Here is a 25,077-nt window from a genome sequence, read left to right on the forward strand (position 1 = left end):
CCATGCTGCGCGTCGACGTCACCAGGCAGCTTGGCGAATTCTCGCTCGAAGCCAAGTTCGAAAGCCAGGGCCGCGTTACCGGCCTGTTCGGCGCGTCGGGTTCCGGCAAGACCTCGCTGATCAACATGATCGCAGGCCTGCTGCGGCCCGACCGCGGCATCATCTCGCTCGACGACGAGACGCTGGATGACACGGCCAAGGCTGTCCACGTGCCGCCGCACCGGCGGCGGATCGGCTACGTGTTCCAGGACGCGCGGCTGTTTCCGCATCTCGACGTGCGGCAGAACCTCGACTACGGCCGACGAATGAATCGCCTGGCAGCGGACCCTGCGCAGTTCACCCGCATCACGGAATTGCTCGATATCGGCCATCTGCTCGACCGCCGCCCCGGCCAGCTTTCCGGCGGCGAGCGCCAGCGCGTCGCGCTCGGCCGCGCGCTGTTGTCGAAACCCCGCCTGCTGCTGATGGACGAGCCGCTGGGCTCGCTCGACGAGGGCCGCAAGGAGGAAATCCTGCCCTACCTGGTGCGGCTGCGCGACGAGGGCATTCCGATGGTCTATGTCAGCCACGACGCCGCTGAACTGCGCCAGCTTGCGACGCAGATCGTGATGCTCAAGCGCGGCCGGGTGACCGCGCTTGGCGGGGTGAAGGTGCTGACGTAGGCGATCAGTCTGTAGCCCGGATGGCGCGAAGCGCAATCCGGGACGGTCTCAATCGTGGAACATGCGGCCCCGGATTTCGCTTTCGCTCCATCCGGGCTACGAGGCTGACGATCACTCCGGAACGATGCGCACTGCGCCGCGGGCAGCGCTGGTGGTGAGCGCGGCGTAAGCCTTCAGCGCCATCGTCACGTTGCGCTTGCGCTTCTGGGCCGGCTTCCAGGCCTCCGCGCCGCGCGCCAGCATGGCTTCGCGGCGCCTGGCCAGCGTGGCGTCGTCGACCGCGAGGCTGATCGAGCGCGAGGGGATGTCGATCTTGATGAGGTCGCCCTCTTCCACCAGGCCGATCAGACCGCCTTCGGCGGCTTCCGGCGAAAGATGCCCGATCGACAGGCCCGACGAGCCGCCGGAGAAGCGGCCATCGGTGACCAGCGCGCAGACCTTGCCGAGGCCCTTCGATTTCAGGTAGCTGGTCGGATAGAGCATCTCCTGCATGCCGGGACCACCGCGCGGGCCTTCATAGCGGACCACGACGACGTCGCCCGGCTTGATCTTGTTGCCGAGGATGCCTTCGACCGCGGCGTCCTGGCTTTCGAACACCCGTGCCGGCCCCTCGAACCTCAAGATGCTCTCATCGACGCCGGCGGTCTTCACGATGCAGCCATCGAGCGCGATGTTACCTGACAGCACGGCCAGGCCGCCGTCCTTTGAAAAAGCGTGCTCGGCATCGCGGATGCAGCCGGCCGCGCGGTCGGTATCGAGTTCCTCGAACCGGCGCTCCTGGCTGAACGCGACCTGCGTCGGCACATTGCCCGGCGCGGCCATGAAGAATTTGCGGACGCTCTCGCTCTTGCTCTGCTTGATATCCCAACGGGCGAGCGCATCCTCCAGCGTCTTGCTGTGAACCATCGGCAGGCCGCGGTTGAGCAGGCCGGCGCGGTCGAGTTCGCCGAGGATCGCCATCACGCCGCCGGCGCGATGAACGTCCTCCAGATGCACGTCGGCCACCGACGGCGCCACCTTGCACAGCACGGGCACCCGCCGCGACAGGCGGTCGATGTCCTGCATCGTGAACGGCACCTGGCCCTCATAGGCGGCGGCGAGCAGATGCAGCACCGTGTTGGTCGATCCGCCCATGGCGATATCGAGCGTCATCGCGTTCTCGAACGCCTTGAAGTTCGCGATGTTTCGCGGCAGCGCGGTTTCATCGTCCTGTTCGTAGTAGCGCCGCGCCAGATCGACGATCAGGTGGCCGGCCTCGACGAACAGTCCCTTGCGATCGGCATGCGTTGCCAGCACCGAACCGTTGCCCGGCAGCGCCAGCCCCAGCGCCTCGGTGAGGCAGTTCATCGAATTGGCGGTGAACATGCCCGAGCACGAGCCGCAGGTCGGGCAGGCGGAACGTTCGATCACTTCGACGTCGGCGTCGCTGACATTGCTGTCGGCGGCCGCGACCATGGCGTCGATCAGGTCGACCGCGCGGATCTTGCCCTTGAGGTTGATCTTGCCTGACTCCATCGGGCCACCCGACACGAACACGGTCGGGATGTTGAGGCGCAGCGTGGCCATCAGCATGCCGGGCGTGATCTTGTCGCAGTTGGAGATGCAGACCATGGCGTCGGCGCAATGCGCATTGACCATGTACTCGACGCTGTCGGCGATGATTTCGCGCGACGGCAGGCTGTAGAGCATGCCGTCATGGCCCATCGCGATGCCGTCATCGACCGCGATCGTGTTGAACTCCTTGGCGACGCCGCCCGCCTTCTCGATCTCGCGCGCGACGAGCTGGCCGAGATCCTTCAGATGCACGTGGCCGGGCACGAACTGGGTGAAGGAATTGACCACGGCAATGATCGGCTTGCCGAAATCCTCGTTCTTCATGCCAGTGGCGCGCCAGAGGCCGCGGGCGCCCGCCATGTTGCGGCCGTGGGTCGTCGTGCGGGAGCGGTAGGCGGGCATGATCTGTCCTTCTTGGGTCGGGAAAGGCGTCTTTTAAACGGTAAGCCGTGCGGCTCAAAGCGGCTTGGCGCAAGGTCGCCATGCGCGAGCATGCCCAAAACGGGACAGGAACCGGATGCCCTGCCCGGGCTACCGCTACACCACCTCGCGGGCCCGCAGTTCCGCGATCGCCTTGGTGTCGTAGCCGAGCGAAGCCAGCACTTCCTCGGTATGGGCGCTGAGCGCCGGCGCCATGCGGTCGAGCCGCCCGCCGCCATGGGCGAGTTGAAAGCCGCTGCCGGCGAAGCGCAGGCGTCCATAGGGCGTATCGAGCTCCTGGATGGCGCCACGCGCTGCTATCTGCGGATGGTCGAGCACCTCCTCGACCTTCCAGATGCTGGCGCAGGGCGCGCCCGCGGCCTCCAGGATCGTCTCCCACTCGCGCGGGTCCTTCTTCGCCAAAGCCTCCTCGATGACGGCCCGCAAAGCCTCCTCGTTCTCCTGCCGGGCGAACCAGTCGACGAAGCGCGGGTCCTCCAGCGCATCGGCCCGGCCGAGCGCCGTCATCAGCGCCTGGTATTGCTTCTCGCTGTTGACGGCAAGCAGCAGGTAGCCCTCGCCGGCCTTGAACAGGTTGGCGGTGGGCCGGCGGCTGACGGCCTGGTTGCCGGAAAGCTGCTGGCGGTGGCCGGCGACCGAATAGTCCGCCACCTGTCCCGACAGGAACGCCAGCGTCGCCTCCAGCATGGAGACATCGACCAGTTGCCCCTTGCCGGTATGGGTGCGCTGGAACAGCGCGCTCGACACGCCGAAGGCCGCGGTCGCGCCTGACAATACGTCGCAGACCGCAAATCCCGCCCGCGTCGGCCCGGTCTCGGGATGACCGGTGATCGACATGATGCCGGACAGTGCCTGGATCTTGCCGTCATAGCCGGCGCCGGATCGGCCGGGGCCGGTCTGGCCGAAGCCGGAAATGGCGCAATAGATCAGCCGCGGATTGATCGCCGACAGCGCCGCATAGCCGATGCCGAGCTTGTCCATCACGCCGGGGCGAAAATTCTCCATCACCACGTCGGCCTGCCCGGCGAGCTGCTTGACGATGGTGATCGCCTCCGGCTTCGAGAGGTCGAGGGTCAGGCTGCGCTTGTTGCCGTTGATCGCCTGCCAGCCGGGCGCGAGGCCGCGCTCGGCCCATTCGCGGCTCAGCGGCGTGCGGCGCATGTCCTCGCCCTCGCGCCGTTCCACCTTGATGACATCAGCCCCGAGCAGCGCGAGCTGGTAGCTCGCATAGGGGCCAGCCAGCACCTGCGTGAAGTCGAGAACCTTCACGCCTTCGAACGGTCGGGTCAAAGGGACATCCTCCTGGTTTTTCTTCTTTCTTCCCTCTCCCCTTGTGGGAGAGGGTGGATCGAATGAGCGCAAGCTCGTTCGGGACGGGTGAGGGGTTGTCTCCGCGAAGGCAGTCCTCGACGGGGAGAACCCCTCATCCGGCGCGCTTTGCGCGCCACCTTCTCCCACAAGGGGAGAAGGAAGGGATCAGGCTGCCCGGTTGCCTCGCGCGATCTCTTTCTGCTTGTCGAACTCGGCGCGGCGGCGCGCCAGTTCTTCCGGGCTCATCTGCGCGATGTTGTTGTAGTCGAGCTTCCAGGAGGCGTCCTCGCTCCAGCGCAGCGGCGACTGCATCGTGGTGCGCGCGCCGGCAGCGGATTCAAGCAGCCGCAGCGCCAGCTCCAGCGTCTGCGCCTGCGATTCCACATCGTGCGGCTTGCCGGCGGAATTGCCGAGCGGGAAGTCCGAAAACAGAAAGCGCGGCGCCGCGGCGTATTCGACGATGTCCTTGGCGCAACCCATGACGACGGTGGGGATGCCGTTGGCTTCGAGATGACGCGCCACCAGCGCCGAGGTCTGGTGGCAGACCGGGCAGTTCGGCACGATCACGGCGGCGTCTACCCTGTCGGCAAGGCAGCGGGCGAGAATGTCGGGCGCGTCGACATCGATGGTGACGCGATGGCTGCGGTTGGTCGGCGCGCCGAAGAAGCGCGGCGCCACATCGCCGATCCGCCCTGCCGCGGCGGCTTTCAGAAGCTGCGGCAATGGAAACCAGGTGCCGTTGTCGGTCGCGGTGGTGTGCTTGCGGTCGTAGCCGATGTGCGAGATCCGCAAATCGTGCTGCTTCGCGGTGTCGCCGTCATAGACCTGGTAGAATTTGGCGCTGCCATTATAGGCCGCGCCCGGCCCCTGATCGCCCTTGGTCGGGTCATACCGGGCGGCTGTCGTGATGATGGTGACGCGCGATTGCGAAAGCTTCTTCTTCAGCGGCTGAAACGGCGCATCGACATAATGCGCCCAGCGGTAGGGCGTGGTGTAGCCGATCGCCGTGTAATAATCGCGGGTCCGCTGCATATAGGGCACGGCGGAATCGTAGTCGGGGGCGAAGCCGAGCTGATCGTCAGAGGGGTCGGACATCGTTTGTGTTTCTCCCTGGCGTTTCCACCATGCGGTCAGCGACTGACCTTTGTGTTAAGCTTATGATACTTCACCCGTTCCTCAACAGCGGAAAATGCGCCTGACGGCCCCGCGGAACGCATGCCGGTCGTGCAGGGATCACCTGATGACACAGAACGGCCGAAGGCCGTGGAACCGGAGAGGTCGATTACTCGTTCAAACTGAAGCACCGAAGGCCGCAACGGAGGTTAGCCATGGCTGATACCGGAATGAAGGACCACGTGTACAAGATTCTGGACCTCGTCGGATCGTCCGAAAAGAGCATCGAGGATGCGGTTCAGAACGCCATTACCCGCGCCTCGAAAACCATTCGCGAAATGAAATGGTTCGAGATCGTGCAGACCCGGGGCCATATCGAAAACGGCACGGTGCGCCACTACCAGGTCACCTTGCGGGTTGGATTTACCCTCGAAGGGTAATGCTCGCGCAGGCTTCGAATTCCGTTGCGGGGGCGCAGGTCACCGGGTGCGCTCCCATGCCCGTCAAACGCCTGCTACCGACGCCCAGACGTCCGCCAGCTTGCGTCGTGCCCGCTGCATGCGCGTCAGCGGTCCGCCAGCGTCAGCTTGGCCTGCTCTTCCGCGACGGAGACGCCGTAGATTTCGGCGGGTTCGCCCCTTCACATTGCGTCATTGACGGGCGCAACTCTCAGTCCGCCATCTCCAGCTCAAGCCGGGCCTCTTTCTTGGTTTTGGCTTCCGATATTTCGATACAGACCTTCTCACCGAGAGCATTGAGATAACCAAACAGCCGATCGTAGCTGTAACCGGCAAAATGCCCGCGCAAAAGCTTTGACACATCCGGTTGAGCAAGACCAAGCAGCGACGCGGCCTTGGCTTGGGTCAGGCCCTTTGATTTGATCCGGGCGGCAATGCGTAGAACAATATCCGCCTTGATGGAATGTGCGGCAGCATTGGGAAGACCGATGTCCGCGAACACGTTGCCGCTGCTTTTTGTGACTCTGACTTTTTTTCTCATTCTGTCCCCGCCAGATTCTCGGCTTCTTTCAGTCTGCGCTTGATTTTGTCGATTTCGGTTTTCGGCGTCGAAATGCCCTTTTTGGATTTTTTCTGAAAGGCATGAAGCACGTAGATGACGCCTTTGATTCTCGAAAGGTGTTGCCGTCGAAATCAGACACGATCTCCAGAACGCCGGCTCCCTTGAAACCTTTTAACGGTTTGGCGTCGGGATGTTTGCCGCCCTTCTGAGCGGTTCGAAGCGCGAACCCAATGCAATATTTGACCTCATCGGGGAATTCGCTGAGGTCCTCCCGTGAGGTGGCCAGAAATTCAGCGGCGTGTCAGTTTTGTTCATCGCTTCGATGCATATAGAGTATTTACTATATTTAGATCGATGTCAATTTGCAACTCGTAGGTCGATTGGAGCCGCAAACGGCGGATTACGCCAGTTAATCTACACCCCGGCTACCGACGCCCAGACATCCGCCAGCTTGCGTCGTGCCCGCTGCATGCGCGTCAGCGGCACCACCACGTCCTCTTCTTCCGGCAGCCGCAGGCCGACCACATTGACCCGTCCGCCGCCGATGCTGCGCGCCACCAGGACGATCGGATCCAGCACCAACTCGGCGCCTTCCTTCGGCGCATGGTCGAGGTGGATGTCGAAATAATCCGCCAGCGTCAGCTTGGCCTGCTCTTCCGCGACGGAGACGCCGTAGATTTCGGCGAGTTCGCCCAGCGTGTGCTCGCCCGACACCATGAAATCGCCGAGCAGATGCGGATCGGGTGCCGAGCTCGGCGCCATGTCGACGAAGAATCGGTCCAGCGATTCGGCCTTTTCCGGCGGCGCAAGCAGGTAGAGATAGTCGCCGGCGGCGACCGGATCGGCCTCGGTGGGCGTCAGAATCCGCTCGTCGCGGATCACCAGCGTCGGCTTCGACCAGGACGGCAGCAGGCCGCGGCGGAAGAAGAGGCTCTTCGGCCGCACCGGATAGCCGACCAGTTGCTGTTCGAGCTGGCCGGGCAGATCGAGCTCGACGCGCCGTGGGCCGCGGTCAACCCGCGGCAGCGCCACATGCAGCCAGCGCGCCGCCGGTGCCAGCGTCCAGCCCTGCAGCAGCAGCGAGATGATGACGACGACAAAGGCGACGTCGAAATAGAGATAGGCCTTCGGCAATCCGATCAGCATCGGGATCGAGGCGAGGAAGATTGCGACCGCGCCGCGCAGGCCGGTCCAGGCGATGAAGATCTTTTCCCGCCAGTTGAATCGGAACGGCATCAGGCACAGGATCACCGCGAGCGGCCGGGCCGCCAGCATCAGCACCAGCGCCACGATCACCGCCGGCCCCACGCTGCCCAGGAGCCGCTGCGGCGATACCAGCAGCCCGAGCAGCACGAACATCACGATCTGCGCCAGCCAGGTCGCGGCGTCGAGAAAGGTGACCACCGAATTATGCGCGCGGGTCGGGCGGTTGCCGATGATGATGCCGGCGAGATAGACGGCGAGGAAGCCCGAGGCATGCGCGATCTGCGCGACGCCGAAAATCACCAGCGCAGCGGTCGTGACAAAGGGCGCGTGCAGGCCCTGCGGCAGCGCCATGCGGTTCAACGCCAGCACCACCAGGCGGCCGCCGACCACGCCGACGAAGGCGCCAAGCACGCCCTCGCGGGCGAGCTCCAGCAGGACGTGTCCGGCCGAGCTTTCGCCGATCGAAATGAATTCGACCAGCATCAGCGTGAGGAAGATCGCGAATGGGTCGTTGGTGCCGGATTCCGCCTCCAGCGTTGCCCCGACCCGGGGCCGCAGACGCAGGCCCTGCGTATGCACCAGCAGAAACACCGCCGCGGCATCGGTCGACGCCACGACAGCCCCGACCAGCAGTGACTCGGTCCAGTTCAGATCGAGGACATATCTGGCGGCCGGCGCGGTGACCACCGCGGTGAGCAGGACGCCGATCGTCGCCAGCACCATCGAGGGCGCCAGCACCGTGCGGATGCTTTGAAACTTGGTCCGCAGGCCGCCGTCGAACAGGATCAGCGCCAGCGCCACCGACCCCACGAGATAGGTGGTGCGGACGTCATCGAAGCTGAGCCGGCCGGGCCCCGCATCGCCTGCCAGCATGCCGATGGCGAGGAACACCAGCAGCAGCGGAGCCCCGAAGCGCAGCGCGAGCAGGCTCGACAGGATGCCCGCCATCACCAGAACGGCGCCCAGGAAGATCGCTATGCTGACCGAGTCGAGAGAAGCCATGAACCTCCGAAATCATGTCAAATACTTGCAAATGCATCCATATCGTTGCCACAGTTGATCGCCAACCCATTTCTGCGGTCGCGGCAACGTGCCCTGTTTTTAAGGGCCTGAACTGACTTTGCCGGTCCATGTATCGATGGTCCGCCCGCCCGGTTTGTGGAAATCTGCCCGCCGTTCGAATCAAACTGCCTGCGCTCTGCCTGACGAGATTTGCCGATGGATATGGCCCCGAAGGAAGTCATCGAGTTCCTGCAAGCGACCGCGCGATCCGTCGGCGCCGAGGTCGCCTCGCCGTGGTTCTATCTGCAGTTCGGGCTGATCCTGACCGCCGCCGGCATCGCCTATGCGGCTGACGCGGCGATCCGCGCGCGGGTCGACATGACCTCGCTGGCGATGCGCTGGCCGCTGCCGCTCCGCCATTTCGTCCGCGTGCTGGTCGGCAGCGCGTCGACCGCGGTGTTCGCGGTCCTGGTGATCGCCGCGCGCATCACGATGTACCACCTGACGTGGCCGAGCCGCAGCTATTTGCTGATGGTCGCCGCCAAGCTGGCGCTGGCCTGGCTGGTGATCCGCCTCATCACATCGGTGATCCGCAACGCCTTCATCGTCAAGCTGGTATCGATAGCGGCATGGTTCGTCGCGGCGCTGAGCATCCTCGGCCAGCTCGAACCGGCCGCCGAAACGCTGGATTCGTTTGCGATCGAGATCGGCGGCCTGCGGCTGACGCCATTGCTGCTGATCAAGGCCGGCGCGCTCTTGCTCGCCGCGCTGTGGCTGACCAACATCGCCGCCAACTTCATCGAAGGCCGGATTACCCGCGCCAGCGACCTGACGCCATCGGTCCAGGTTCTGCTGGTCAAGATCATCCGCATCGGCCTGATGGTGGTGGCGGTCGCCATCGCGCTGGGCGCCGTCGGCATCAACCTGTCGGCGCTGGCGGTCTTTACCGGCGCGGCCGGCGTCGGCATCGGTCTCGGCCTGCAGAAGATCGTCGCCAACTTCATTTCGGGCATCATCCTGCTGGCGGACAAATCCGTGAAACCCGGCGACCTCGTCACCATCGGCGACAGTTCGGGACGGATCAGCGCCATGAAGACGCGCTATATCTCGGTGGCCGCCGGCGACGGGCGCGAGTTCCTGATCCCGAACGAGGATCTCGTGACGCAGAAGGTCGTGAACTGGACCTATACCGACAAGAATACGCTGGTGAAGGTGCTGTTCAGCACCAACTACGACGCCGATCCCCGCCTCGTCTGCAAGCTGGCGGTCGAGGTCGCGGCGGCCGCCCCGCGCGCCATCAGGAACAAGCCGCCGAACTGCATCATCACCGAGTTCGCCGAGGCCGGCATGAAGTTCTCGCTGACCTTCTGGATCGCCGATCCCGACGGCATGGACAACGTGAAGAGCGAGGTGATGCTGGCGCTGTGGGACGCCTTCAAGCGCGAGGGCATCCGTGTTCCCTATCCGGTCCGCGAAATCCGCGTCCGCGGCGGCGCGCTCCCGGTGGAGCAGGTGGTGGAAGTTTCCGGCTAGATTCAAGCCAATTATGCCCAGCCCGCGGCCCGGGGCCGGCTTGCACTGACCGTTCCAATCATTAAATTAGGCCTTCAAATCAACCCATTGCCGCTCCTACCGAAACATGACCGCCCATGAGCTATATTGAAGCGTCCGAAACCTCGTTGCGAAAGACCGGCCAGATCAAGCTGCACGGCCCGAGCGGATTTGCCGGCATGCGCAAGGCGGGCGCGCTGGTCGCCAGGTGCCTCGATGAGCTCACCGACATCGTCGCGGCGGGCATCCCGACCTCGCGGATCGACGAGTTCGTCCGCGACTTCGCCTTCAGCCATGGCGCCTATCCGGCGACGCTGATGTATCGCGGCTACCGCTATTCGACCTGCACCTCGATCAATCACGTGGTCTGCCACGGCATGCCCGGCGACCGTCCGCTGAAGGAAGGCGACGTCGTCAATATCGACGTCACCTTCATCGTCGACGGCTGGTACGGCGATTCCAGCCGCATGTATGTGATCGGCCCGATTCCGCGCAAGGCCGAGCGGCTGATCGAAGTCACCTATGAAGCGATGATGCGCGGTATCGCCGCGGTAAAGCCCGGCGCCACCACCGGCGACATCGGCCACGCCATCCAGAGCTTCGTCGAGCCGCAGGGCATGAGCGTGGTGCGCGATTTCTGCGGCCATGGCCTCGGGCGCATGTTCCACGACGAGCCGAACATCATCCATGTCGGCCGGCCCGGCGAAGGCGTCATGCTGAAGCCCGGCATGTTCTTCACCATCGAGCCGATGATCAATCTCGGCAAGCCGCATGTAAAAATCCTGTCCGACGGCTGGACCGCGGTGACGCGTGACCGCTCGCTGTCGGCGCAGTTCGAGCACTCGGTCGGCGTGACCGCGGATGGCGTCGAGATCTTCACGCTGTCGGCGCGCAACGGCGAGAAGCCGTCTGTGACGACCTGATTGGGCAGGCCGTACCTGCACGGCGCCTTTTCCGCTGACACCCCGCACTTTAGAGTTGCAAAAGCTTTCCGGCACGGCATGGTTACGGCCGATGCCCGCCAGGACCAGCAATCCCCCGGATCAAGCCGCCGAGACGCCGCATTATCACGGCCACCGCGAACGCCTGCGCGAACGCTTCCATGCGGCCGGGCCGGAGGCGCTGAGTGATTACGAGCTGCTGGAGATGGCGCTATTCCCGGCCCTGCCCCGCCGCGACACCAAGCCGCTGGCGAAGGCCCTGCTGAAGACGTTCGGCTCGTTCGCCGAGGTCATCCACGCGCCGGTCGCGCGGCTGCGCGAGATCGACGGCATCGGCGAAGCGTCGATCAACCAGATCAAGCTGCTGGCGGCCGCCGCCCACCGCGTCGCCAAGGGCGAGATCAGGCGCAAGGTCGCGCTGTCGTCCTGGAACGACGTGATCGATTATTGCCGGAGCGGCATGGCGTTTGCCGACAAGGAGCAGTTTCGCCTGCTGTTCCTCGACAAGCGCAACCAGCTGATCGCGGACGAGATCCAGCAGACCGGCACCGTCGACCACACCCCGGTCTATCCGCGCGAGGTGATCAAGCGCGCGCTCGAGCTGTCCGCCACCGCGCTGATCCTGGTGCACAACCACCCCTCCGGCGATCCGACGCCCTCGCAGGCCGACATCCAGATGACCAAGGCGATCGTCGAGATCGCCAGGCCGCTCGGTATTTCCGTGCATGACCACATCATCGTCGGCAAGAACGGGCACGCGAGCTTGAAGGGGATGAAGCTAATCTAGGTCGCGGACTTGTACTCGACGCGCGCCGTCGTTAAGAACTGAAAGAGCCGCGGACACACCGGACAACCCTGGCAAAATACATGTCGCGACTGCCCAACCTGGATCGTGCAGTTGTCCCCGAAGCCAAGATCGTGAATTACCTGTTGAACGCACGCCATACCGGTGGGCGCGCGAAGGCCCGTTTCCTCGAGAACTTCAGCTTTCGTCCCCAGGATTGGCGGATTTTGCGCGATGCCATCCTTGCTCACGCAGCAGCAAACGACATTACTGCGTTGCACCAAACCCGCTTCGGGACCAGATATGAGATAGATGGACCTTTGCGGGCTCCTGACGGTCGCGCTCCAATTGTACGCGTGGTATGGTTTGTGGAGTCGCAGGAAGATGCCCCTCGCCTGGTGACATTGGTGCCGAGAAGGATCGTTATCTCATGATCGGCGAACTCGATTTAGTCGTTCTAAAACGCGATTTGCCCGACGCGCGGCTTGCCGTCGGTGACGTTGGCACCGTTGTTCTTATACATCGGCAAGGCATGGGCTACGAGGTCGAGTTTACGACGCTATCGGGCGACACCGTGGCCGTTGTGACCCTTGATGCGTCCGACGTTCGTCCGATCGAGGAGCGAGAGATCGTTCACGCTCGCGCGGTGAGTTGACCGACGCGCGACATCGTCTTCTGGTGCACAACCACCCCTCGGGCGATCCGACGCCCTCGCAGGCCGATATCCAGATGACCAAGGCGGTCGTCGAGATCGCGAGGCCGCTCGGCATTTCCGTGCACGACCACATCATCGCCGGCAGGAACGGGTACGCGAGTTGGGGGGTGAAGCTCATCTGGTTATCGTCTGCATTTACCATCTATTAACTCTCCGCTTCGCGCTTTGGCGAACGCGTGAGAGAGTGATCCATCGGGGATTAGCTCATTTTCGAATGAGGGGGGATCGGTGATGAACCAGTTGCCAGAGCGGATGAGGGGCGCGGTCCTTTCGATGAGCCCGGAGCACCTGATCGACAAATTTCTGGACTGGCTCGATGAACTAAGGGGCGCGATGGCGCTTGCTGAAATCAACAGTCTGGCCCGCAACGAGGCGCGAACCAAGGTGCTATTCGATTGATCCGGCGACCAAGGCGCGATGGCATGGTCGAGCCGGCGCTGCTGAAATCAGGTGATCGCAACGCGCGGTTGCGTTATTATACACGAGTCGGGGCATCCCGGGCCGCGCGCTGTCGCACCGAGGGGCCGTCAGACAAACGTCGGATAGGTTTTCGCACCGGAGGACCGTCATGACCAGCACTTCAGACACCGTGAATAGCCCTCGGGCGGGTTCGGATACGGCGCCGCTGCGCGCCAAATGGGGTTGGATCGTCGCGCTCGGCGTCATCTATCTGATCGCCGGCTTTATCGCGCTTGGCAGCGTCGCGATGGCGACCGTCGTCAGCGTCCTGATCGTCGGCGTGATGATGATCATCGCCGGCGTCGCCGAGGTGATCAGCGCCTTCCAGATCAAGAGCTGGGGCAAATTCCTGCTCTGGGCCCTGCTCGGCGTGCTCTACATCATCGCCGGCTTCGTCACGTTCGAAAATCCCCTGCTTGCCGCCGTGCTGCTGACCCTCGTTCTCGGCGCATCGCTGGTCGCCTCGGGCATCATGCGTATCTTCCTGGCCTTCAGCATGAAGCGGGAAACCCCCTGGATCTGGGTGGCGCTGTCAGGCGCGATCACGCTTTTGCTCGGCATATTGATCCTGCTGCGCTGGCCAGTGTCGAGCCTGTATATCCTTGGCCTGTTCCTCGGCATCGATCTCATCCTGGCCGGCGCAGGCTGGATCGGACTGGGCCTCGGCTTGCGCCGCGCTCGCTGAGAGACGTTGGTGGACTGCGAAAGACGTAGTCGCTATTGACGAGAAGGAGACGCGCATGCGCTGGGTCTACCTCGCCATCATCATTCTGTTCGCCGCGGCGACCATCATCTTCGTGCTGCAAAACCTCGAAGCCGTCACCATGTCGTTCCTCGGCTCGAATGCCCGTGTGCCGCTCGCGCTGCTGGTCGCCGTGGCCTACCTGTTGGGCGCGGCGACGGGCGGCAGCCTGTTCGCCCTGCTGCGTCGATCCTACGAAGGGTCAAAAGCAGGCTAGGGCTCAGGAGCAGATGCGGGCTTGCGGCATCACGAATACGACAATTCGACATACATCGAAGCATTGATGTGATCAAATCACGCATCATGATCTCACTCGCCGGCCGGAGAATAGCACCGGTCCGGCTCTTGATGAGGAGAGCATCATGCCAACCACCGACAATGCAAACCAGCACCTGATCGTCACCGCGTTCTGGGAAGTCAATTCCGGAGAGGAAGGCGCAGTCGCGACGCTTCTGAAGGACTTCCTTCCGCAGGCCCAGCGCGAACCCGGCGTGAAGGAATTCCAGATCCACCAGAACATGGCGAAGCCGAGCGAGTTCTTTTTCTACGAAGTGTTCAAGGGCGAAACGGCGTTTGCCGAGCACCAGCAGACCGATCACTTCAAGAACATCATCCTCGGCCAGGCGATCCCGAAACTCGCCAAACGGGAGCGGTCGCAGTTTCGCTTCATCTGATCAAGGTCGGACGCCGGACCGGTGGCACCGGGCGTTACGCTGCCACGTTCGAGAGGAAGCGGTCGACCGACGCGCGCAGGTCGGCCGCCTGATCCGACAGGTTGCGGGCGGTGGACAGGACGAGGTCGGCCGAACGATTGGTGTTCTCGGTCGCGGTGGCCGTTCCCGCAATGCTGCGGGCGACGCTTTCCGTTCCGGCGGCGGCGTGGCCGATGCTCCTCGATATCTCGCTTGCCGCGGCGTTCTGCTGACCGACGGCGTCGGCAATCGCCGCGGTAAAGCGATCGATCTCGTCCATGATCGAAGCGATCGCGCCGACATTGTCGACCGCCTGCCTGGTCGCCGATTGCACCTCGGCGATCTGGGAGGAAATATCCTCGGTGGCCTTGGCGGTCTGCGTGGCGAGCGCCTTGACTTCCGACGCGACCACGGCAAATCCCCGACCGGCTTCGCCGGCGCGCGCGGCTTCGATCGTGGCGTTGAGCGCCAGCAGGTTGGTCTGACCGGCAATGTTGCGAATAAAGCCCACGACCTCATCGATATGCTGCGTGGAACTGGCAAGGGCCCGGATCGTGTCATTGGCCGCGCCAGCCATGCCTGATGCGCGCTGCACGATCGTCGTGGCGTCATTGACCTGCGTCTTGATCGCCTGCACGGAATCGCCAAGCTGGCTCGCTGCGGTGGCTACCGTCTGAACGTTGGCCGAGGTTTGTCCGGCGGTGGATGCGGTCTCGACAGATTGCTTGCCGGCAGCGTGCGCAATCGAGGAAAGGGTTTGCGCGGTGTTGGTCAACTCGCCCGTCATCCGGTCTGTGTTGGCGAGAGCGGCGGTGAAGGTGGAACGGAAGGCTTCGATCTCGGCCTCGATGCGCTGCCGCCGGGTGACCTGTTGCGCATGGGTCACGTCCTTCGAGGACATCAGAGCGAGATCCTGATCGGCGCGGGCCTTCAGGCTCGCCTGCATGACGGCGAGCGACTTCAGGAGTCGGCCCAGTTCGTCACGCCGCCGGACCGCGATATCGTCGGCGAAATTTCCGGCCGCAACGCGTTCTGCAACACGTACCGCAGCGGAGATCGGCTTGCTGAGCGAATAGGCGAAACCGATTGCGATCATGAAGCCGATGATCGCGGTGCCAATGGCGATCCCGAGCAGGGCGGTGCGGGCTTCGGCGACTGACGCTTCCGCCTCGGTCCGGTAGTCGAACCCGTAGGCAGCTACCAGTTCCACCAGGTCGTCGAGCGCTGCGATGGCCTCATCGCCCTGCCGCGTCAGCGAGAAGGTCGTGGGGATGCCGGTCAGCCCGCCCGGCGCCGGCTTGAGAATCTTCAGTCCGGCGTCGGACCAGCCACGAAGACTTGCCTCAGCCTTCTCCCGGGCGGTCTTGACGGCCGCGCTCTGGACCCTGTCCCTGACCACGTTGAGATCTTCGGAAATGTTGCGAACCAGCTTCTCAAACCGGGTAACGGCTTCGCTTGTCGCGCCGTCGGTCAGGCTGCGCTGCATCACGAGACGCGCCTCGTTCAACGCCGCATGCGCCGAACGCGCGTGGTTGATCCCCATCAGCGGGCCGTCATAGAGCCGCACCACCAGATCGCCGGAGGTGGAGATGCCTCTGATGCCATAGAATGCGAGCCCGCAGGCAAGCAGGACGACAACGCTGAAGGCGCCGAAAATCTTGTAGCGGATCGACATCACAAATCTCCGGCAGGGCCGTCTGGCGCGCGATTAGTCCGTGACGTTCACCATCATCTTCATCCGCGGATGGATGGCGCAGATCACCTGAACGTTGCCCGCTTCCTTGAAGGTCACGTCGGTCGACATCCCGGGCGCCTGCGAGCCGAGATTGAATTCGCTGCCCTTGGTCGCCGACATGATGTTGTGGGGAATGCTGTCGTCGTTGACGAAGGTCAGCGCGTCGCCCTTCTTGATGGTGACGTTCTCGGAAGAGAACACGCGTCCCTGCTGGTGAATCACCTGGTTGGCGGCGAGCGCGCCAACCGACAGGCCGGAGAGGATGGCGAGAGAAAACATGATGGTCTTGTGCATCGGATTCCTTGTCGGTGCGGATGAGATCAGCGGGGGAGGACCGGTACGGCGGTCGGACTGAGATTGCTGGTCAGCGTCTTCATGAAGGCGACCAGATCGGATTTCTCCTGGGCGGTGAGGCCGAGCGGCTTCATCAGGTCCGAACGGCTGGGACGGTCGACGCCGCCGTGATCGTAATGTTCGATCACCGCTTCCAGCGTGTCGAGCGAGCCGTCGTGCATATACGGGCTTCGGCGCGCGATCTCGCGCAGACCCGGGGTCTTGAACGCGTGCCGCATCTTGACCACGCCCGGCACGAACTCGCCGCGGCCGATATCCGTGCTCGGCAGCCCGATATCCTGGAAGCCGTCATTGGTGAAATTCCAGCCTTCGTGGCAGGCGGAGCACATGGCCTTGCCGTTGAAGACCGCGAAGCCGCGCTTGGCGTCCTCCGAGATCGCCTTTTCGTCGCCCTCGATCCACGCATCGAAGGGAGCCCGTTCGGACACCACGGTCCGCTCGTAGGTTGCGATGGCCTTGGCCAGCGTTTTGACGTTCATGCCGTCGCCCGGAAACGCAGCAGCGAACAGCGGTTTGTATTCCGCGATGGATGTCAGCCGCGCCATCAATTTCTCGAGCGGCATGTTCATTTCGCCGGCGGCCTGGATCGGACCGAGCGCCTGCTCCTCGAGCGTGGCCAGCCGGCCGTCCCACATGAAGATTTCACCCCACGCGGCGTTGACGATGGTCGGCGAGTGCCGGCCGAGCTTGGCCATGCCATGGCCAACGCCGACCGCCAGACCATCTCCCCAGCCAAAGCCGGGGCTGTGGCAGCTCGCGCAGGACTGCGCCATGGAGACCGAGAGCCGTGTGTCGAAATAGAGCTTCTTGCCGAGCGCCGCCTTTTCGGGCGTGTAGGGATTTTCCTTCGGGAACGGGATCGTTGTCGGCCGCTTGTACAGCGCCTTCATCGCATCCATTCCGGTGGCCGCTTTCGGGGCGAGATCGACGCGGCGCGTCTCGCCGACAACGGCCGCACCGAAGCTGATACCGGCAAAGCCGATGGCGCCGACACTGACGGCAGCAACGATTGCCGTGCACAGGAAAGATCGGCGAGCAAGTAATCGTGACATTCCACGTTCTCGAAGATTGCGCCGTTGAGCCGCCCACGACCTGCACGACGGACAAATGGGAATTCCGTACGAGTCGGTGTCACGATAATCGTCAATGGTTATCACAACGTTCGGAACGGAAGCTCCGGCTTCCGTAGTTCTACGAATCGCAAAGCCGCCGCCATTGCAGCGGCTTCAGCAATCCTGAGGTGCGCGAGACATGTCACTCATTCGGAAATCGGCGCCGCTTGCGGTTCGGCCGCTTCGGCGATGCGCCGCTTCAACAACTCCTGCTCGCGTCTGTTTCCTGCAAGTGCCGCTGCGATCTCGAACGCGGCACGCGCTTCGGCATGGCGGCCGAGCTTGCAAAGCAGATCGCCGCGAACGCTTTGCAGGAGGTGGTAATTCCTGAGCGCCGGCTCGCTTGCCAGTCGGTCTACGATCGCAAACGCAACGGCCGGCCCTTCGGCCATGCCGACGGCGACCGCGCGATTGAGCTCGATGATCGGTGACGGCACCAGCGCGGCCAGTTCGGCATAGAGCGACGCGATGCGCGGCCACTCCGTCTCATCGGGCGTGGCCGCCCTGGCGTGACAGGCGACGATCGCCGCCTGCAGCGTGTAGAAGCCGCGCCCGCCGCCAAGTTCGCGCGCCCGCGCCAGCGCGGCAACACCACGGCGGATCTGAAGCTGATCCCAGCGCGCGCGGTTCTGGTCCATCAACAGGATCGGATCGCCAGCGGCATCGGTGCGCGCGGCAGTCCGGGAGGCGTTCAATTCCATCAGCGCGAGCAGACCGTGCGCTTCGGCTTCCCGCGGCGCGACCAGCGTCAGCACCCGGCCCATGCGCAGCGCATCGTTGCAGAGCTGCGGCCGCAGCCATTCGTCGCCACGGGCCGCCGTGTAGCCCTCGTTGAAGATGAGGTAGACGACCTCCAGCACCGAGGCGAGCCGTTCCGAAAGCTCCGCCCTATGCGGGGTCTCGTAGGCAAGCCCGGATGCCGACAGCGTCCGCTTCGCCCGCACGATGCGCTGGGCAATGGTCGGCTCCGGCTGCAGGAAGGCGCGGGCGATCTCTTCCGTGGTCAGGCCGCAGATCATCTTCAGCGCCAGCGCCGCGCGGGCCTCGCGCGACAATGCTGGATGGCAGGCGGTAAAGATCAGCCGCAGCAGCTCGTCGCCGATGTCGTCGTCGAGCGCCGTGTCCTGGTCAGGCATCGCCTGCTGTTCCTGCTCGAGGTCGCGTATCAGCATCTCGTGCTTGCGCGCGAGCATGCCGCGCCGGCGCAGCTCGTCGAGCGCCCGGCGCTTGGCGGTCGCCATCAGCCAGGCGCCGGGCCTGTCAGGCACGCCGCTGCCAGGCCAATGCTCCAACGCCGCCAGCAGCGCTTCCTGCGTCAGGTCTTCGGCCAGCGGCACGTCGCGCACCATCCTGGACAGGCCGGTGAGCAGGCGCGGCTGCTCGATGCGCCAGACCGCCAGGATGGTGCGGTGGATGCCGGCGGCCGTCATCGCCGCCGATTGCGCCGGACGAACATCGACATCAGGCGTGGGCGCGGATGCCGGCCTCGCAGGCGCCGTCGACGCCGGGGGTCGCCATCACGCGAACCTCGCAGGTGCCTTCCCAGCCCGGCATGTGCTCGAGGTGCAACTGCATGAACTCCCTCGCGGCCGCCACCGCCTCATCCATGTCGCGGAGCTCGAAGATCGCGTAGCCGCCGATCAGTTCCTTGCTCTCGACGAACGGGCCGTCGGTCACGCCGAGCTTGCCGTCCGTGATCCGGACCTGCGCGCCAGACATGGCAATCGGCAGCAGCCCGCCGGTATCGAGCATGCGGCCGGCCTTGATCTCGCGCTCGGCAAGCTTGCCCATTGCTTCCATCAGGGCTGGCGTCGGGCCTCGGTCGGGCTGCGGCGAGGTAACGATATACATGAAGCGCATCGAAAAACTCCCGTTGAGGCGAGCCGTGGCGGCAATCGCCACGAAACTGTCTCGCTATGGAATACGACGAACGGGAGGGGGCTGGATCGACAGGTCGCTGGATTAATTTTGCGAGGCTTCCGGCGGACCCGCCGCCCCTATCGGGTTGCGCCCGGCGATATCGGCCCTGTAGGGTTCCTGCACCGATGCGAGGAGGAGCAAGCATGAAATCGCGCCCATTCCGACCTGGCATCCCGGGTTTCCTGTCCATCCTTGCGGCCATCCTCATTTTTGCGGCCGCGCCGGCCGCCGCCGCCACCGTCGTGGCGCTGGGCGCCAGCAACACCTATGGCAAAGGGGTCGCGCGCGGTCAGGCCTACCCCGCACAGCTCGAGGCGATATTGCGCGCCAAGGGAACCAACATCCGTGTCGTCAACGCCGGCATCAACGGCGACACCACGGACGGCATGCTGCGGCGCCTGGGTCAGGCCGTGCCGAAAGGCACCAGCGCCGTCATTCTCCAGCCGGGCGGCAACGACCGGCGCAAGGGCTCCCCCGACCGGACGTCGGAAATCCGGAGCCAGTTGAGCGCCCGCGGCATCCCGGTGATCATGATTCCAAACAGCAGCTTCAGGGGATTGCCGCACCAGCCCGACGGCCAGCATCTCACCCCGGAGGGCTACCACATGCTCGCCGAACAGGTTGCGTCGCAGGTGGCGGGTGCGATCGGGCGGTAGAGGCGTACTCATAGCCCCGCGGAAAATTGGGGCGCGGATGTCTGCTGTACCCTGACAGCGGTGCGGTAGCAGACCTCACCAGAGGTCCGAGTTGGGCCTAAGAGCAGACCTCTGGACTGCCGGCTGCGATGGCTTCGACTGGCGTTTCGGTCAGCGAGGTATCTCGCCTTCGCTCCACCAACGCATCTGCTGCGCCTTGCCGCTCTGCTCCAAAATCATCTGCAGAGCTGCGGCAAGACGTTCGACCGTGTCGGTTGTTGGGATCTTCTTCAATAGCTGTCGAACGAAAGGACGCGACGGTTCGATGAAACACAGGAAGCCGTTCTCGTACTCCTGGTAATTGCCGCATCCGAGCCAGAGGGGAAAAGCAGGATTTTCGAAGTCGATCCGCCACCCCCAATCCTCCGGACCCACGCGCGAAACCACGAAGCCGTGGCGTGGCAGTTCCTCCCACAAGAACTGTGCCAGTCGTTTCCCATGCAGCCCGGGATTGACCTGCTCATCTTCGCCAGGGTCAGGCGGAAACGATATAGAGACGAATTCGAGATGCGTTCTCATTTTGCGGGCGCGATTGGATCGTCATACCAAGCGGCGAGAACCAATACGGCTCGAAAGTTACCGAGCGATTACGAAACCATGTGCGTTCGCAGAATGGTGCTTTGGATCACGAGCAGTAATGCCGTAACCGATCAGGAGCTTTCCGCTTGGCCGCCAGAAGCCGACATCGCCTTTATGAGAGCGGCCCGATTCACGGACAATCGAACCCTACTGCCCCCGCAGCATGATCAGCGGATCGGCGGTATCGGGCACTTTGCGCCACTGTGCATTGTCGTCGGCCTCGAATTGCCAGCTCTCGCCGGATTTCGACGTCAGGACCATTTGCCCGCGATCGAGCCGCCATTCCGTCGGCGCGAAGGCCGCGACCGCGGGATCGCATTTCGGCTTCAGGAACACCTGGAAATTATCGCCTGACGCTTCGGTGTTGGTCAGCGTCAGGCCGCAGATCGGCCGGCCGTTGCCGCGGACCATCGACCAGTCGCCGATCATCTGGTCCATCGACTTGGCGAGCGAACGCGCGGCGGCGAGGTTCTGCAGGATGTAGACGCCCTCCCCGGTCCGCAGGCCCTCAAAGATGCCGCTTTCGACCTCGGTGAAGTCGATCACCGGCTGTCCGGCCGCATCCTGCAGCCGGACGATATCCAGCCCCTTGATATTCCAGGCCGCGATGTCCTTGGTGAACGGCAGCGCCTTCGGGCAGGCGGGCTCAAGCTCCAGCTTGAGCCCTTGCGGCGTCGCGTCGCTCTTCAACGTGACGACACAGGTCTTGCTGCGCTCGGTGGTGGCAAGCTCCCACTGCCCGATCATGTCCTTCTTCAGGTTCGAAGCATCCTGCGCCGCCAATGGCGGCGCAGAGAGCAGCGCCGTCAGCGCCGCCACTGCGATACCCGAACGCGCCAGCGACATCAGCGTCCCTTCACGGGAGTTTCCGGCACCGGCGTCAACGGCGGCTTGCCGGCAAACCAGTTCTTCAGATTGTCGACGACAAGCTGATCCATGGCGTTGCGCGTTACCACCGAAGCCGAGCCGATATGTGGCAGTAGCACGACATTTTGCATGGTCTTCAGTTCGTCCGGAACGTTCGGCTCGCTGGCGAAGACGTCCAGCCCCGCCGCCAGGATGGTGCCGGATTTCAGCGCCGCGACCAGCGCCGGCTCGTCGACGACAGAGCCGCGCGCGACGTTGATCAGGACGCCGCGCGGACCGAGCGCCTTGAGCACATCGGCATTGATCATCCTGGCGGTGGAGGCGCCGCCCGGCACGATCACGACCAGCGTGTCGACGTCCTTCGCCATCTCCATCAGGTCGGGATAGTGCTTGTAGGATACGGCCGAAGACTTGTTGCGCGAGTGGTAGCAGACCGGCACCAGCGAGGCCTCCAGCCGGCGTCCGATCGCCTGCCCGATGCGGCCCATGCCGACGATGCCGACCTTGCGGTCGCGCAGCGAACCGACGCTCAGGGGATAGTTCTGCGTCTGCCATTGGCCGGAGCGCAGATAGCGGTCGGCCCTGACGAATTCGCGCAAGGTCGAGATCAAGAGCCCCATCGCGACATCTGCGACTTCTTCCGTCAGCACGTCGGGCGTGTTGGTGACGACGATGTTGTGCTCGCGCGCGTAGGCGGAATCGACATGGTCGTAGCCGACGCCGAAGCTGGCGACCATTTCGAGCTTCGGGAATTGCGACAGCGCCTTGGCGTCCGCCGGCACCGTGTGATAGGTCACCGCGATGCCGCGGATCTTCGCGGTGGTATCGGGCGTCAGCCGCTCGAGGTCGGCGCGGCTCTCCGCCCTGTGCAGGACGTACTGATCCGAAAAGCCGTTTTCGAGGATCGGCCGGATGGGGCCGTAGACCAGGAGATCGATCTTCTCCGACGAAGTGTTTGCGGCAGCCATCAACTTTCCTTTCCGAGCGCGCTTTCGTGCCAGCGCCGTAGCACAAGGTGCGAAACTAGCGCCAGCAGCCCATAAATGACAATCCCGGCCACCGACAGCAACAATAAGGCGGCGAACATCCGGGGAATGTTGAGGCGATAGCCTGATTCGGCGATCCGGAAGGCAAGGCCGGAGCCGGCGCCCGCCGTGCCCGCCGCGATTTCGGCCACCACTGCGCCGATCAGCGACAGCCCGCCCGCGATCCGCAGGCCGCCGAGAATATAGGGCAGCGCCGCCGGTAATTTCAGGTACCGCAGCGTCTGCAGCCGTGACGCGCCGTAGAGCTGAAACAGCCCGGCCAGATTGCGGTCGACCGAATTCAGCCCAAGCGTGGTGTTGGCGAGCACCGGAAAGAAGGCGACGATCCAGGCGCAGACGATCACCGCGGTCTGCTGCGGCAGATAGATCAGCAACAGCGGCGCAATCGCGATGACCGGCGTGACCTGCAGGATCACGGCATAGGGAAACAGCGAATATTCCAGCCATTTCGACTGGTTGAACAACAGCGCCAGCGCGATGCCGCCGATCGCCGCCGCGATGAAACCCTCCAGCGTGGTCAGCAGGGTGACGCCGAGCGATTCCGACAGCACGGTCCAGTCGGCAACCAGCGTCTGCAGCACGAGATGCGGGCTCGGCAGCACGTAGGGCTGGATGTCGTTGACGTGCACCACGAGTTCCCACAGCGCGAGCCCTGCCGCCGCCACCGCGATGGGCAGCAGCATGCGGCCGATGTTGCGGAACGAACTCACGTGCGCTGCCCGGAATAGGACGGCGCGAGCGCGGCGGAGACCTCGCGGCAGTGGGCGGCGTACTCCGCCGAGGTGCGAAACTCCTCGCCGCGCGGCTCCGATGTCATGATGCCGAATTCGCTGAAGATGCGGCCCGGCCGCGCCGTCATCACGATCACCCGCTGCGACAGATAGACCGACTCGAACACCGAATGGGTGACGAAGATGATGGTCTTGTGCAGCGCGCGCCAGAGATCCAGCAGGTCGTTGTTGAGGCGAAAGCGCGTGATCTCGTCGAGCGCCGCGAACGGCTCGTCCAGCAGCAGGATATCCGGATCGGTGACGAGCGCGCGCGCCAGCGAGACCCGCATCTTCATGCCGCCGGAGAGTTCCCGGGGATATGCTCCGGCGAATTCGGCCAGTCCCACCTGCGCCAGCGCCTGGTCGATCCGCCGGCCGGCGTCATCATCAGTCACATGCGCCAGCTTGAGCGGGAGGCGGACGTTTTCGCGCACGCTTGCCCACGGCATCAGGGTGGGTTCCTGAAACACGAAGCCGATGGGATGGCGCCCATCCGCCTTGCTGGCGCGGTGGGAAACTTCCACCCTGCCCCCGCTCGGCGCGGCCAACCCCGCGATCAGCCGCAGCGCGGTCGATTTTCCGCATCCCGATGGTCCGAGCAGCGAGACGAATTCGCCCTTGGCGACGTCGAGATCGAGCGGGCCGAGCGCGGTGATGCCGGTATCATAGACCTTGGTGACGGCGCGCAGGCGCACCGCGAGATCAGTTGCGTCGATATCCGTTTCGGACAAAGCCGGCTCGGCCATTCCAGGTCAGTTCTTCGGCCGCAGATCGAGACCGACGCCCTTGTTGACGAAGCGCAGCGTATAGGCCTGGCGATAATCGATATCGCGGCGAACCACGCCGGCCCGCACCATCTTGTCGAAGAAGCTCGCCACGCGCGCGTCGGTCATCGCGCCGATGCCGTCGCGGATTGTGTCGCCGGAATCGACGATGCCGTATTCCTTCATCTTGGCGACGGAATAGCCGAGCAGTTCGTCGGTCATCTCCGGGTTCATCTTCTTGATCAAGGCATTGCCGGCCGAATTGTCGCCGTAGATATAATTGTACCAGCCGATCGCGGAGGCATCGACGAAGCGCTGCACGAGGTCCGGCTTCTTGTCGACGATCTCGCGGCGCGTCTCGATCAGCGTCGAATAGGCATTGAAGCCGTGATCGGCGAGCAGGATCACGCCGGGCTTGAAGCCCGCCGCCTTCTCGACGGCGTAGGGCTCGGAGGTGACGTAGCCCTGCATGGCGCTCTGCTTGTTGACGATGAAGGGCTGCGGATTGAAGGTGTAGGGCTTCACCTTGCTCTCGCTGAATCCGTATTCGGATTTCAACCACTGGAAATAGCTCGCGACGCCTTCCTTGGAGACGAACAGCGTCAGCGGCTTGAGATCCTCGAGCCTGGCGATCTTGCTTTCGGGATGGGTCAGCAAGACCTGCGGGTCCTTCTGGAAGATCGCGGATACCGCGACCAGCGGCACGTTGTTGGCGACGGCATCGAACGATTGCAGCGTATTCGCGCTCATGAAGAAATCGAGCTTGCCGGCGGTCAGCAGGATGCGGTTGTTGGTATTGGGACCGCCGGGAACGATGGTGACGTCGAGGCCGTATTTGTTGTAGGTGCCGTCGGCGACCGCCTGGAAGAAACCGCCATGCTCGGCCTCCGCGACCCAGTTGGTTCCGAACGATACCTTGTCGAGGGTTTCGGCGCGGGCCGGCACCAGCGCGGCAGCCAGCGCCAGAAGGCCTGCGGTTAACGCTCGCGGCAAAAAGGCCGGGTTCATAATTGGACTCCGTCGATCGTTCTGGCCCATGATG

Annotated in this window: 28 protein-coding genes and 2 pseudogenes; 13 read left to right on the forward strand and 17 right to left on the reverse strand. The window is 63.9% G+C overall.

Features of this window, described 5'->3' with window-relative positions; translation table 11 throughout:
- The first annotated feature begins 2 nt into the window (after nucleotides 1-2).
- Nucleotides 3-662: a molybdenum ABC transporter ATP-binding protein gene (gene modC, locus V7E26_RS00995; protein ID WP_324412522.1), complete on the forward strand. Its 660-nt coding sequence runs from the start codon at nucleotides 3-5 to the stop codon at nucleotides 660-662.
- Between the two features lie 111 nt (nucleotides 663-773).
- Here the strand turns inward: modC and ilvD are convergent, their stop codons facing one another.
- The 3 genes from ilvD to V7E26_RS01010 all read right to left on the reverse strand — a co-directional run bounded on the left by ilvD (nucleotide 774) and on the right by V7E26_RS01010 (nucleotide 5,063).
- Nucleotides 774-2,618 carry a dihydroxy-acid dehydratase gene (gene ilvD, locus V7E26_RS01000; protein WP_324412524.1) on the reverse strand — a complete coding sequence of 615 codons (1,845 nt, stop codon included), beginning with the start codon at nucleotides 2,616-2,618 and terminating at the stop codon, nucleotides 774-776.
- A 135-nt stretch (nucleotides 2,619-2,753) separates the two neighbouring features.
- Nucleotides 2,754-3,947: a CaiB/BaiF CoA transferase family protein gene (locus V7E26_RS01005; protein ID WP_324412526.1), complete on the reverse strand. Its 1,194-nt coding sequence runs from the start codon at nucleotides 3,945-3,947 to the stop codon at nucleotides 2,754-2,756.
- 186 nt (nucleotides 3,948-4,133) lie between these two features.
- Nucleotides 4,134-5,063, reverse strand: a complete 930-nt coding sequence (locus V7E26_RS01010) for a glycine reductase (RefSeq protein WP_324412528.1) — start codon at nucleotides 5,061-5,063, stop codon at nucleotides 4,134-4,136.
- Nucleotides 5,064-5,296: 233 nt separating this feature from the next.
- On the opposite strand from V7E26_RS01010, the gene V7E26_RS01015 reads away from it, so the two are divergent.
- A complete protein-coding gene (locus tag V7E26_RS01015; protein ID WP_442893336.1) occupies nucleotides 5,297-5,521 on the forward strand; it encodes a dodecin in 225 nt (74 codons plus the stop codon).
- Between the two features lie 229 nt (nucleotides 5,522-5,750).
- On the opposite strand, the gene V7E26_RS01020 is transcribed toward V7E26_RS01015, so the two are convergent.
- The 3 genes and pseudogenes from V7E26_RS01020 to V7E26_RS01030 form a co-directional block, all read right to left on the reverse strand.
- Nucleotides 5,751-6,080, reverse strand: coding sequence for a helix-turn-helix domain-containing protein (locus V7E26_RS01020; protein ID WP_324412530.1), 330 nt, complete (start codon nucleotides 6,078-6,080; stop codon nucleotides 5,751-5,753).
- Nucleotides 6,077-6,387 (reverse strand): annotated as a pseudogene (locus V7E26_RS01025) (type II toxin-antitoxin system RelE/ParE family toxin). Before V7E26_RS01025 ends, V7E26_RS01020 begins: the two are co-directional and overlap by 4 nt.
- 128 nt (nucleotides 6,388-6,515) lie before the next feature.
- Nucleotides 6,516-8,309, reverse strand: a complete 1,794-nt coding sequence (locus tag V7E26_RS01030; RefSeq protein ID WP_324412532.1) for a potassium/proton antiporter — start codon at nucleotides 8,307-8,309, stop codon at nucleotides 6,516-6,518.
- Nucleotides 8,310-8,525: 216 nt separating this feature from the next.
- Between V7E26_RS01030 and V7E26_RS01035 the strand changes: the two genes are divergently transcribed.
- The 10 genes and pseudogenes from V7E26_RS01035 to V7E26_RS01080 all read left to right on the forward strand — a co-directional run bounded on the left by V7E26_RS01035 (nucleotide 8,526) and on the right by V7E26_RS01080 (nucleotide 14,175).
- Entirely contained in the window at nucleotides 8,526-9,842 is a 1,317-nt protein-coding gene (locus V7E26_RS01035; protein ID WP_324412535.1) for a mechanosensitive ion channel family protein, read from the forward strand.
- Between the two features lie 116 nt (nucleotides 9,843-9,958).
- A complete protein-coding gene (map, locus tag V7E26_RS01040) occupies nucleotides 9,959-10,783 on the forward strand; it encodes a type I methionyl aminopeptidase (RefSeq protein WP_324412537.1) in 825 nt (274 codons plus the stop codon).
- A 91-nt stretch (nucleotides 10,784-10,874) separates the two neighbouring features.
- Complete coding sequence (gene radC, locus V7E26_RS01045) at nucleotides 10,875-11,588, forward strand: RadC family protein (protein WP_324412539.1); 714 nt, start codon at nucleotides 10,875-10,877, stop codon at nucleotides 11,586-11,588.
- Nucleotides 11,589-11,668: 80 nt separating this feature from the next.
- The gene (locus V7E26_RS01050) at nucleotides 11,669-12,019 is read left to right on the forward strand and encodes a DUF6883 domain-containing protein (protein WP_324412540.1); all 351 of its coding nucleotides are present in this window, start codon (nucleotides 11,669-11,671) and stop codon (nucleotides 12,017-12,019) included.
- Nucleotides 12,016-12,240, forward strand: a complete 225-nt coding sequence (locus tag V7E26_RS01055) for a DUF4926 domain-containing protein (protein ID WP_324412542.1) — start codon at nucleotides 12,016-12,018, stop codon at nucleotides 12,238-12,240. The genes V7E26_RS01050 and V7E26_RS01055 overlap by 4 nt, the downstream gene beginning before the upstream one ends.
- A pseudogene (locus V7E26_RS01060) lies at nucleotides 12,228-12,449 on the forward strand (JAB domain-containing protein); the annotation flags it as partial. The gene V7E26_RS01055 and the pseudogene V7E26_RS01060, both read left to right, overlap by 13 nt.
- A gap of 79 nt (nucleotides 12,450-12,528) precedes the next feature.
- Nucleotides 12,529-12,699, forward strand: a complete 171-nt coding sequence (locus tag V7E26_RS01065; protein ID WP_324412544.1) for a hypothetical protein — start codon at nucleotides 12,529-12,531, stop codon at nucleotides 12,697-12,699.
- Between the two features lie 169 nt (nucleotides 12,700-12,868).
- Nucleotides 12,869-13,444 (forward strand): HdeD family acid-resistance protein, encoded by a 576-nt coding sequence (locus V7E26_RS01070; protein ID WP_324412546.1) that lies wholly within the window; start codon nucleotides 12,869-12,871, stop codon nucleotides 13,442-13,444.
- Nucleotides 13,445-13,499: 55 nt separating this feature from the next.
- Nucleotides 13,500-13,718: a hypothetical protein gene (locus tag V7E26_RS01075; RefSeq protein ID WP_324412548.1), complete on the forward strand. Its 219-nt coding sequence runs from the start codon at nucleotides 13,500-13,502 to the stop codon at nucleotides 13,716-13,718.
- 145 nt (nucleotides 13,719-13,863) lie between these two features.
- Entirely contained in the window at nucleotides 13,864-14,175 is a 312-nt protein-coding gene (locus V7E26_RS01080; RefSeq protein ID WP_324412550.1) for a putative quinol monooxygenase, read from the forward strand.
- A gap of 34 nt (nucleotides 14,176-14,209) precedes the next feature.
- Here the strand turns inward: V7E26_RS01080 and V7E26_RS01085 are convergent, their stop codons facing one another.
- The 5 genes from V7E26_RS01085 to V7E26_RS01105 all read right to left on the reverse strand — a co-directional run bounded on the left by V7E26_RS01085 (nucleotide 14,210) and on the right by V7E26_RS01105 (nucleotide 19,254).
- Nucleotides 14,210-15,868 (reverse strand): methyl-accepting chemotaxis protein, encoded by a 1,659-nt coding sequence (locus tag V7E26_RS01085; protein WP_324412552.1) that lies wholly within the window; start codon nucleotides 15,866-15,868, stop codon nucleotides 14,210-14,212.
- Between the two features lie 33 nt (nucleotides 15,869-15,901).
- Nucleotides 15,902-16,222 carry a cupredoxin domain-containing protein gene (locus tag V7E26_RS01090; RefSeq protein ID WP_324412554.1) on the reverse strand — a complete coding sequence of 107 codons (321 nt, stop codon included), beginning with the start codon at nucleotides 16,220-16,222 and terminating at the stop codon, nucleotides 15,902-15,904.
- 26 nt (nucleotides 16,223-16,248) lie between these two features.
- Nucleotides 16,249-17,334 carry a cytochrome-c peroxidase gene (locus tag V7E26_RS01095; RefSeq protein ID WP_324412556.1) on the reverse strand — a complete coding sequence of 362 codons (1,086 nt, stop codon included), beginning with the start codon at nucleotides 17,332-17,334 and terminating at the stop codon, nucleotides 16,249-16,251.
- Between the two features lie 206 nt (nucleotides 17,335-17,540).
- Complete coding sequence (locus V7E26_RS01100) at nucleotides 17,541-18,824, reverse strand: RNA polymerase sigma factor (protein ID WP_324412558.1); 1,284 nt, start codon at nucleotides 18,822-18,824, stop codon at nucleotides 17,541-17,543.
- Between the two features lie 31 nt (nucleotides 18,825-18,855).
- The gene (locus V7E26_RS01105) at nucleotides 18,856-19,254 is read right to left on the reverse strand and encodes a YciI family protein (RefSeq protein ID WP_324412560.1); all 399 of its coding nucleotides are present in this window, start codon (nucleotides 19,252-19,254) and stop codon (nucleotides 18,856-18,858) included.
- 203 nt (nucleotides 19,255-19,457) lie between these two features.
- Between V7E26_RS01105 and V7E26_RS01110 the strand changes: the two genes are divergently transcribed.
- The gene (locus V7E26_RS01110) at nucleotides 19,458-19,970 is read left to right on the forward strand and encodes a GDSL-type esterase/lipase family protein (RefSeq protein ID WP_324412562.1); all 513 of its coding nucleotides are present in this window, start codon (nucleotides 19,458-19,460) and stop codon (nucleotides 19,968-19,970) included.
- A gap of 150 nt (nucleotides 19,971-20,120) precedes the next feature.
- On the opposite strand, the gene V7E26_RS01115 is transcribed toward V7E26_RS01110, so the two are convergent.
- The 6 genes from V7E26_RS01115 to V7E26_RS01140 form a co-directional block, all read right to left on the reverse strand.
- Nucleotides 20,121-20,528, reverse strand: a complete 408-nt coding sequence (locus V7E26_RS01115; protein ID WP_324412564.1) for a hypothetical protein — start codon at nucleotides 20,526-20,528, stop codon at nucleotides 20,121-20,123.
- A 207-nt stretch (nucleotides 20,529-20,735) separates the two neighbouring features.
- A complete protein-coding gene (locus tag V7E26_RS01120; RefSeq protein ID WP_324412566.1) occupies nucleotides 20,736-21,434 on the reverse strand; it encodes a protease inhibitor Inh/omp19 family protein in 699 nt (232 codons plus the stop codon).
- Entirely contained in the window at nucleotides 21,434-22,423 is a 990-nt protein-coding gene (locus V7E26_RS01125) for a 2-hydroxyacid dehydrogenase (protein WP_324412568.1), read from the reverse strand. The genes V7E26_RS01120 and V7E26_RS01125 overlap by 1 nt, the downstream gene beginning before the upstream one ends.
- The gene (locus V7E26_RS01130; RefSeq protein WP_324412790.1) at nucleotides 22,423-23,184 is read right to left on the reverse strand and encodes an ABC transporter permease; all 762 of its coding nucleotides are present in this window, start codon (nucleotides 23,182-23,184) and stop codon (nucleotides 22,423-22,425) included. Before V7E26_RS01130 ends, V7E26_RS01125 begins: the two co-directional genes overlap by 1 nt.
- Nucleotides 23,185-23,207: 23 nt before the next feature.
- The gene (locus tag V7E26_RS01135) at nucleotides 23,208-24,017 is read right to left on the reverse strand and encodes an ABC transporter ATP-binding protein (protein ID WP_324412570.1); all 810 of its coding nucleotides are present in this window, start codon (nucleotides 24,015-24,017) and stop codon (nucleotides 23,208-23,210) included.
- Between the two features lie 6 nt (nucleotides 24,018-24,023).
- Complete coding sequence (locus V7E26_RS01140; protein ID WP_324412572.1) at nucleotides 24,024-25,043, reverse strand: ABC transporter substrate-binding protein; 1,020 nt, start codon at nucleotides 25,041-25,043, stop codon at nucleotides 24,024-24,026.
- Nucleotides 25,044-25,077 lie beyond the last annotated feature (34 nt).

Origin of the sequence: Bradyrhizobium sp. (assembly GCF_036735945.1) — a bacterium.
Taxonomy (GTDB): domain Bacteria; phylum Pseudomonadota; class Alphaproteobacteria; order Rhizobiales; family Xanthobacteraceae; genus Bradyrhizobium.

Coding starts and splice junctions, on each gene's coding strand:
- V7E26_RS01020 (WP_324412530.1), bottom strand. CDS start 6,080: ATGAGAAAAAAAGTCAGAGTCACAAAAAGCAGCGGCAACGTGTTCGCG.
- V7E26_RS01095 (WP_324412556.1), bottom strand. CDS start 17,334: ATGTCACGATTACTTGCTCGCCGATCTTTCCTGTGCACGGCAATCGTT.
- modC (WP_324412522.1), top strand. CDS start 3: ATGCTGCGCGTCGACGTCACCAGGCAGCTTGGCGAATTCTCGCTCGAA.
- V7E26_RS01135 (WP_324412570.1), bottom strand. CDS start 24,017: ATGGCCGAGCCGGCTTTGTCCGAAACGGATATCGACGCAACTGATCTC.
- V7E26_RS01035 (WP_324412535.1), top strand. CDS start 8,526: ATGGATATGGCCCCGAAGGAAGTCATCGAGTTCCTGCAAGCGACCGCG.
- radC (WP_324412539.1), top strand. CDS start 10,875: ATGCCCGCCAGGACCAGCAATCCCCCGGATCAAGCCGCCGAGACGCCG.
- V7E26_RS01110 (WP_324412562.1), top strand. CDS start 19,458: ATGAAATCGCGCCCATTCCGACCTGGCATCCCGGGTTTCCTGTCCATC.
- map (WP_324412537.1), top strand. CDS start 9,959: ATGAGCTATATTGAAGCGTCCGAAACCTCGTTGCGAAAGACCGGCCAG.
- V7E26_RS01085 (WP_324412552.1), bottom strand. CDS start 15,868: ATGTCGATCCGCTACAAGATTTTCGGCGCCTTCAGCGTTGTCGTCCTG.
- V7E26_RS01125 (WP_324412568.1), bottom strand. CDS start 22,423: ATGGCTGCCGCAAACACTTCGTCGGAGAAGATCGATCTCCTGGTCTAC.
- V7E26_RS01050 (WP_324412540.1), top strand. CDS start 11,669: ATGTCGCGACTGCCCAACCTGGATCGTGCAGTTGTCCCCGAAGCCAAG.
- V7E26_RS01090 (WP_324412554.1), bottom strand. CDS start 16,222: ATGCACAAGACCATCATGTTTTCTCTCGCCATCCTCTCCGGCCTGTCG.
- V7E26_RS01120 (WP_324412566.1), bottom strand. CDS start 21,434: ATGTCGCTGGCGCGTTCGGGTATCGCAGTGGCGGCGCTGACGGCGCTG.
- V7E26_RS01130 (WP_324412790.1), bottom strand. CDS start 23,184: ATGCTGCTGCCCATCGCGGTGGCGGCGGCAGGGCTCGCGCTGTGGGAA.
- V7E26_RS01015 (WP_442893336.1), top strand. CDS start 5,297: ATGGCTGATACCGGAATGAAGGACCACGTGTACAAGATTCTGGACCTC.
- V7E26_RS01010 (WP_324412528.1), bottom strand. CDS start 5,063: ATGTCCGACCCCTCTGACGATCAGCTCGGCTTCGCCCCCGACTACGAT.
- V7E26_RS01105 (WP_324412560.1), bottom strand. CDS start 19,254: ATGCGCTTCATGTATATCGTTACCTCGCCGCAGCCCGACCGAGGCCCG.
- ilvD (WP_324412524.1), bottom strand. CDS start 2,618: ATGCCCGCCTACCGCTCCCGCACGACGACCCACGGCCGCAACATGGCG.
- V7E26_RS01030 (WP_324412532.1), bottom strand. CDS start 8,309: ATGGCTTCTCTCGACTCGGTCAGCATAGCGATCTTCCTGGGCGCCGTT.
- V7E26_RS01075 (WP_324412548.1), top strand. CDS start 13,500: ATGCGCTGGGTCTACCTCGCCATCATCATTCTGTTCGCCGCGGCGACC.
- V7E26_RS01115 (WP_324412564.1), bottom strand. CDS start 20,528: ATGAGAACGCATCTCGAATTCGTCTCTATATCGTTTCCGCCTGACCCT.
- V7E26_RS01080 (WP_324412550.1), top strand. CDS start 13,864: ATGCCAACCACCGACAATGCAAACCAGCACCTGATCGTCACCGCGTTC.
- V7E26_RS01100 (WP_324412558.1), bottom strand. CDS start 18,824: ATGACGGCCGCCGGCATCCACCGCACCATCCTGGCGGTCTGGCGCATC.
- V7E26_RS01140 (WP_324412572.1), bottom strand. CDS start 25,043: ATGAACCCGGCCTTTTTGCCGCGAGCGTTAACCGCAGGCCTTCTGGCG.
- V7E26_RS01070 (WP_324412546.1), top strand. CDS start 12,869: ATGACCAGCACTTCAGACACCGTGAATAGCCCTCGGGCGGGTTCGGAT.
- V7E26_RS01055 (WP_324412542.1), top strand. CDS start 12,016: ATGATCGGCGAACTCGATTTAGTCGTTCTAAAACGCGATTTGCCCGAC.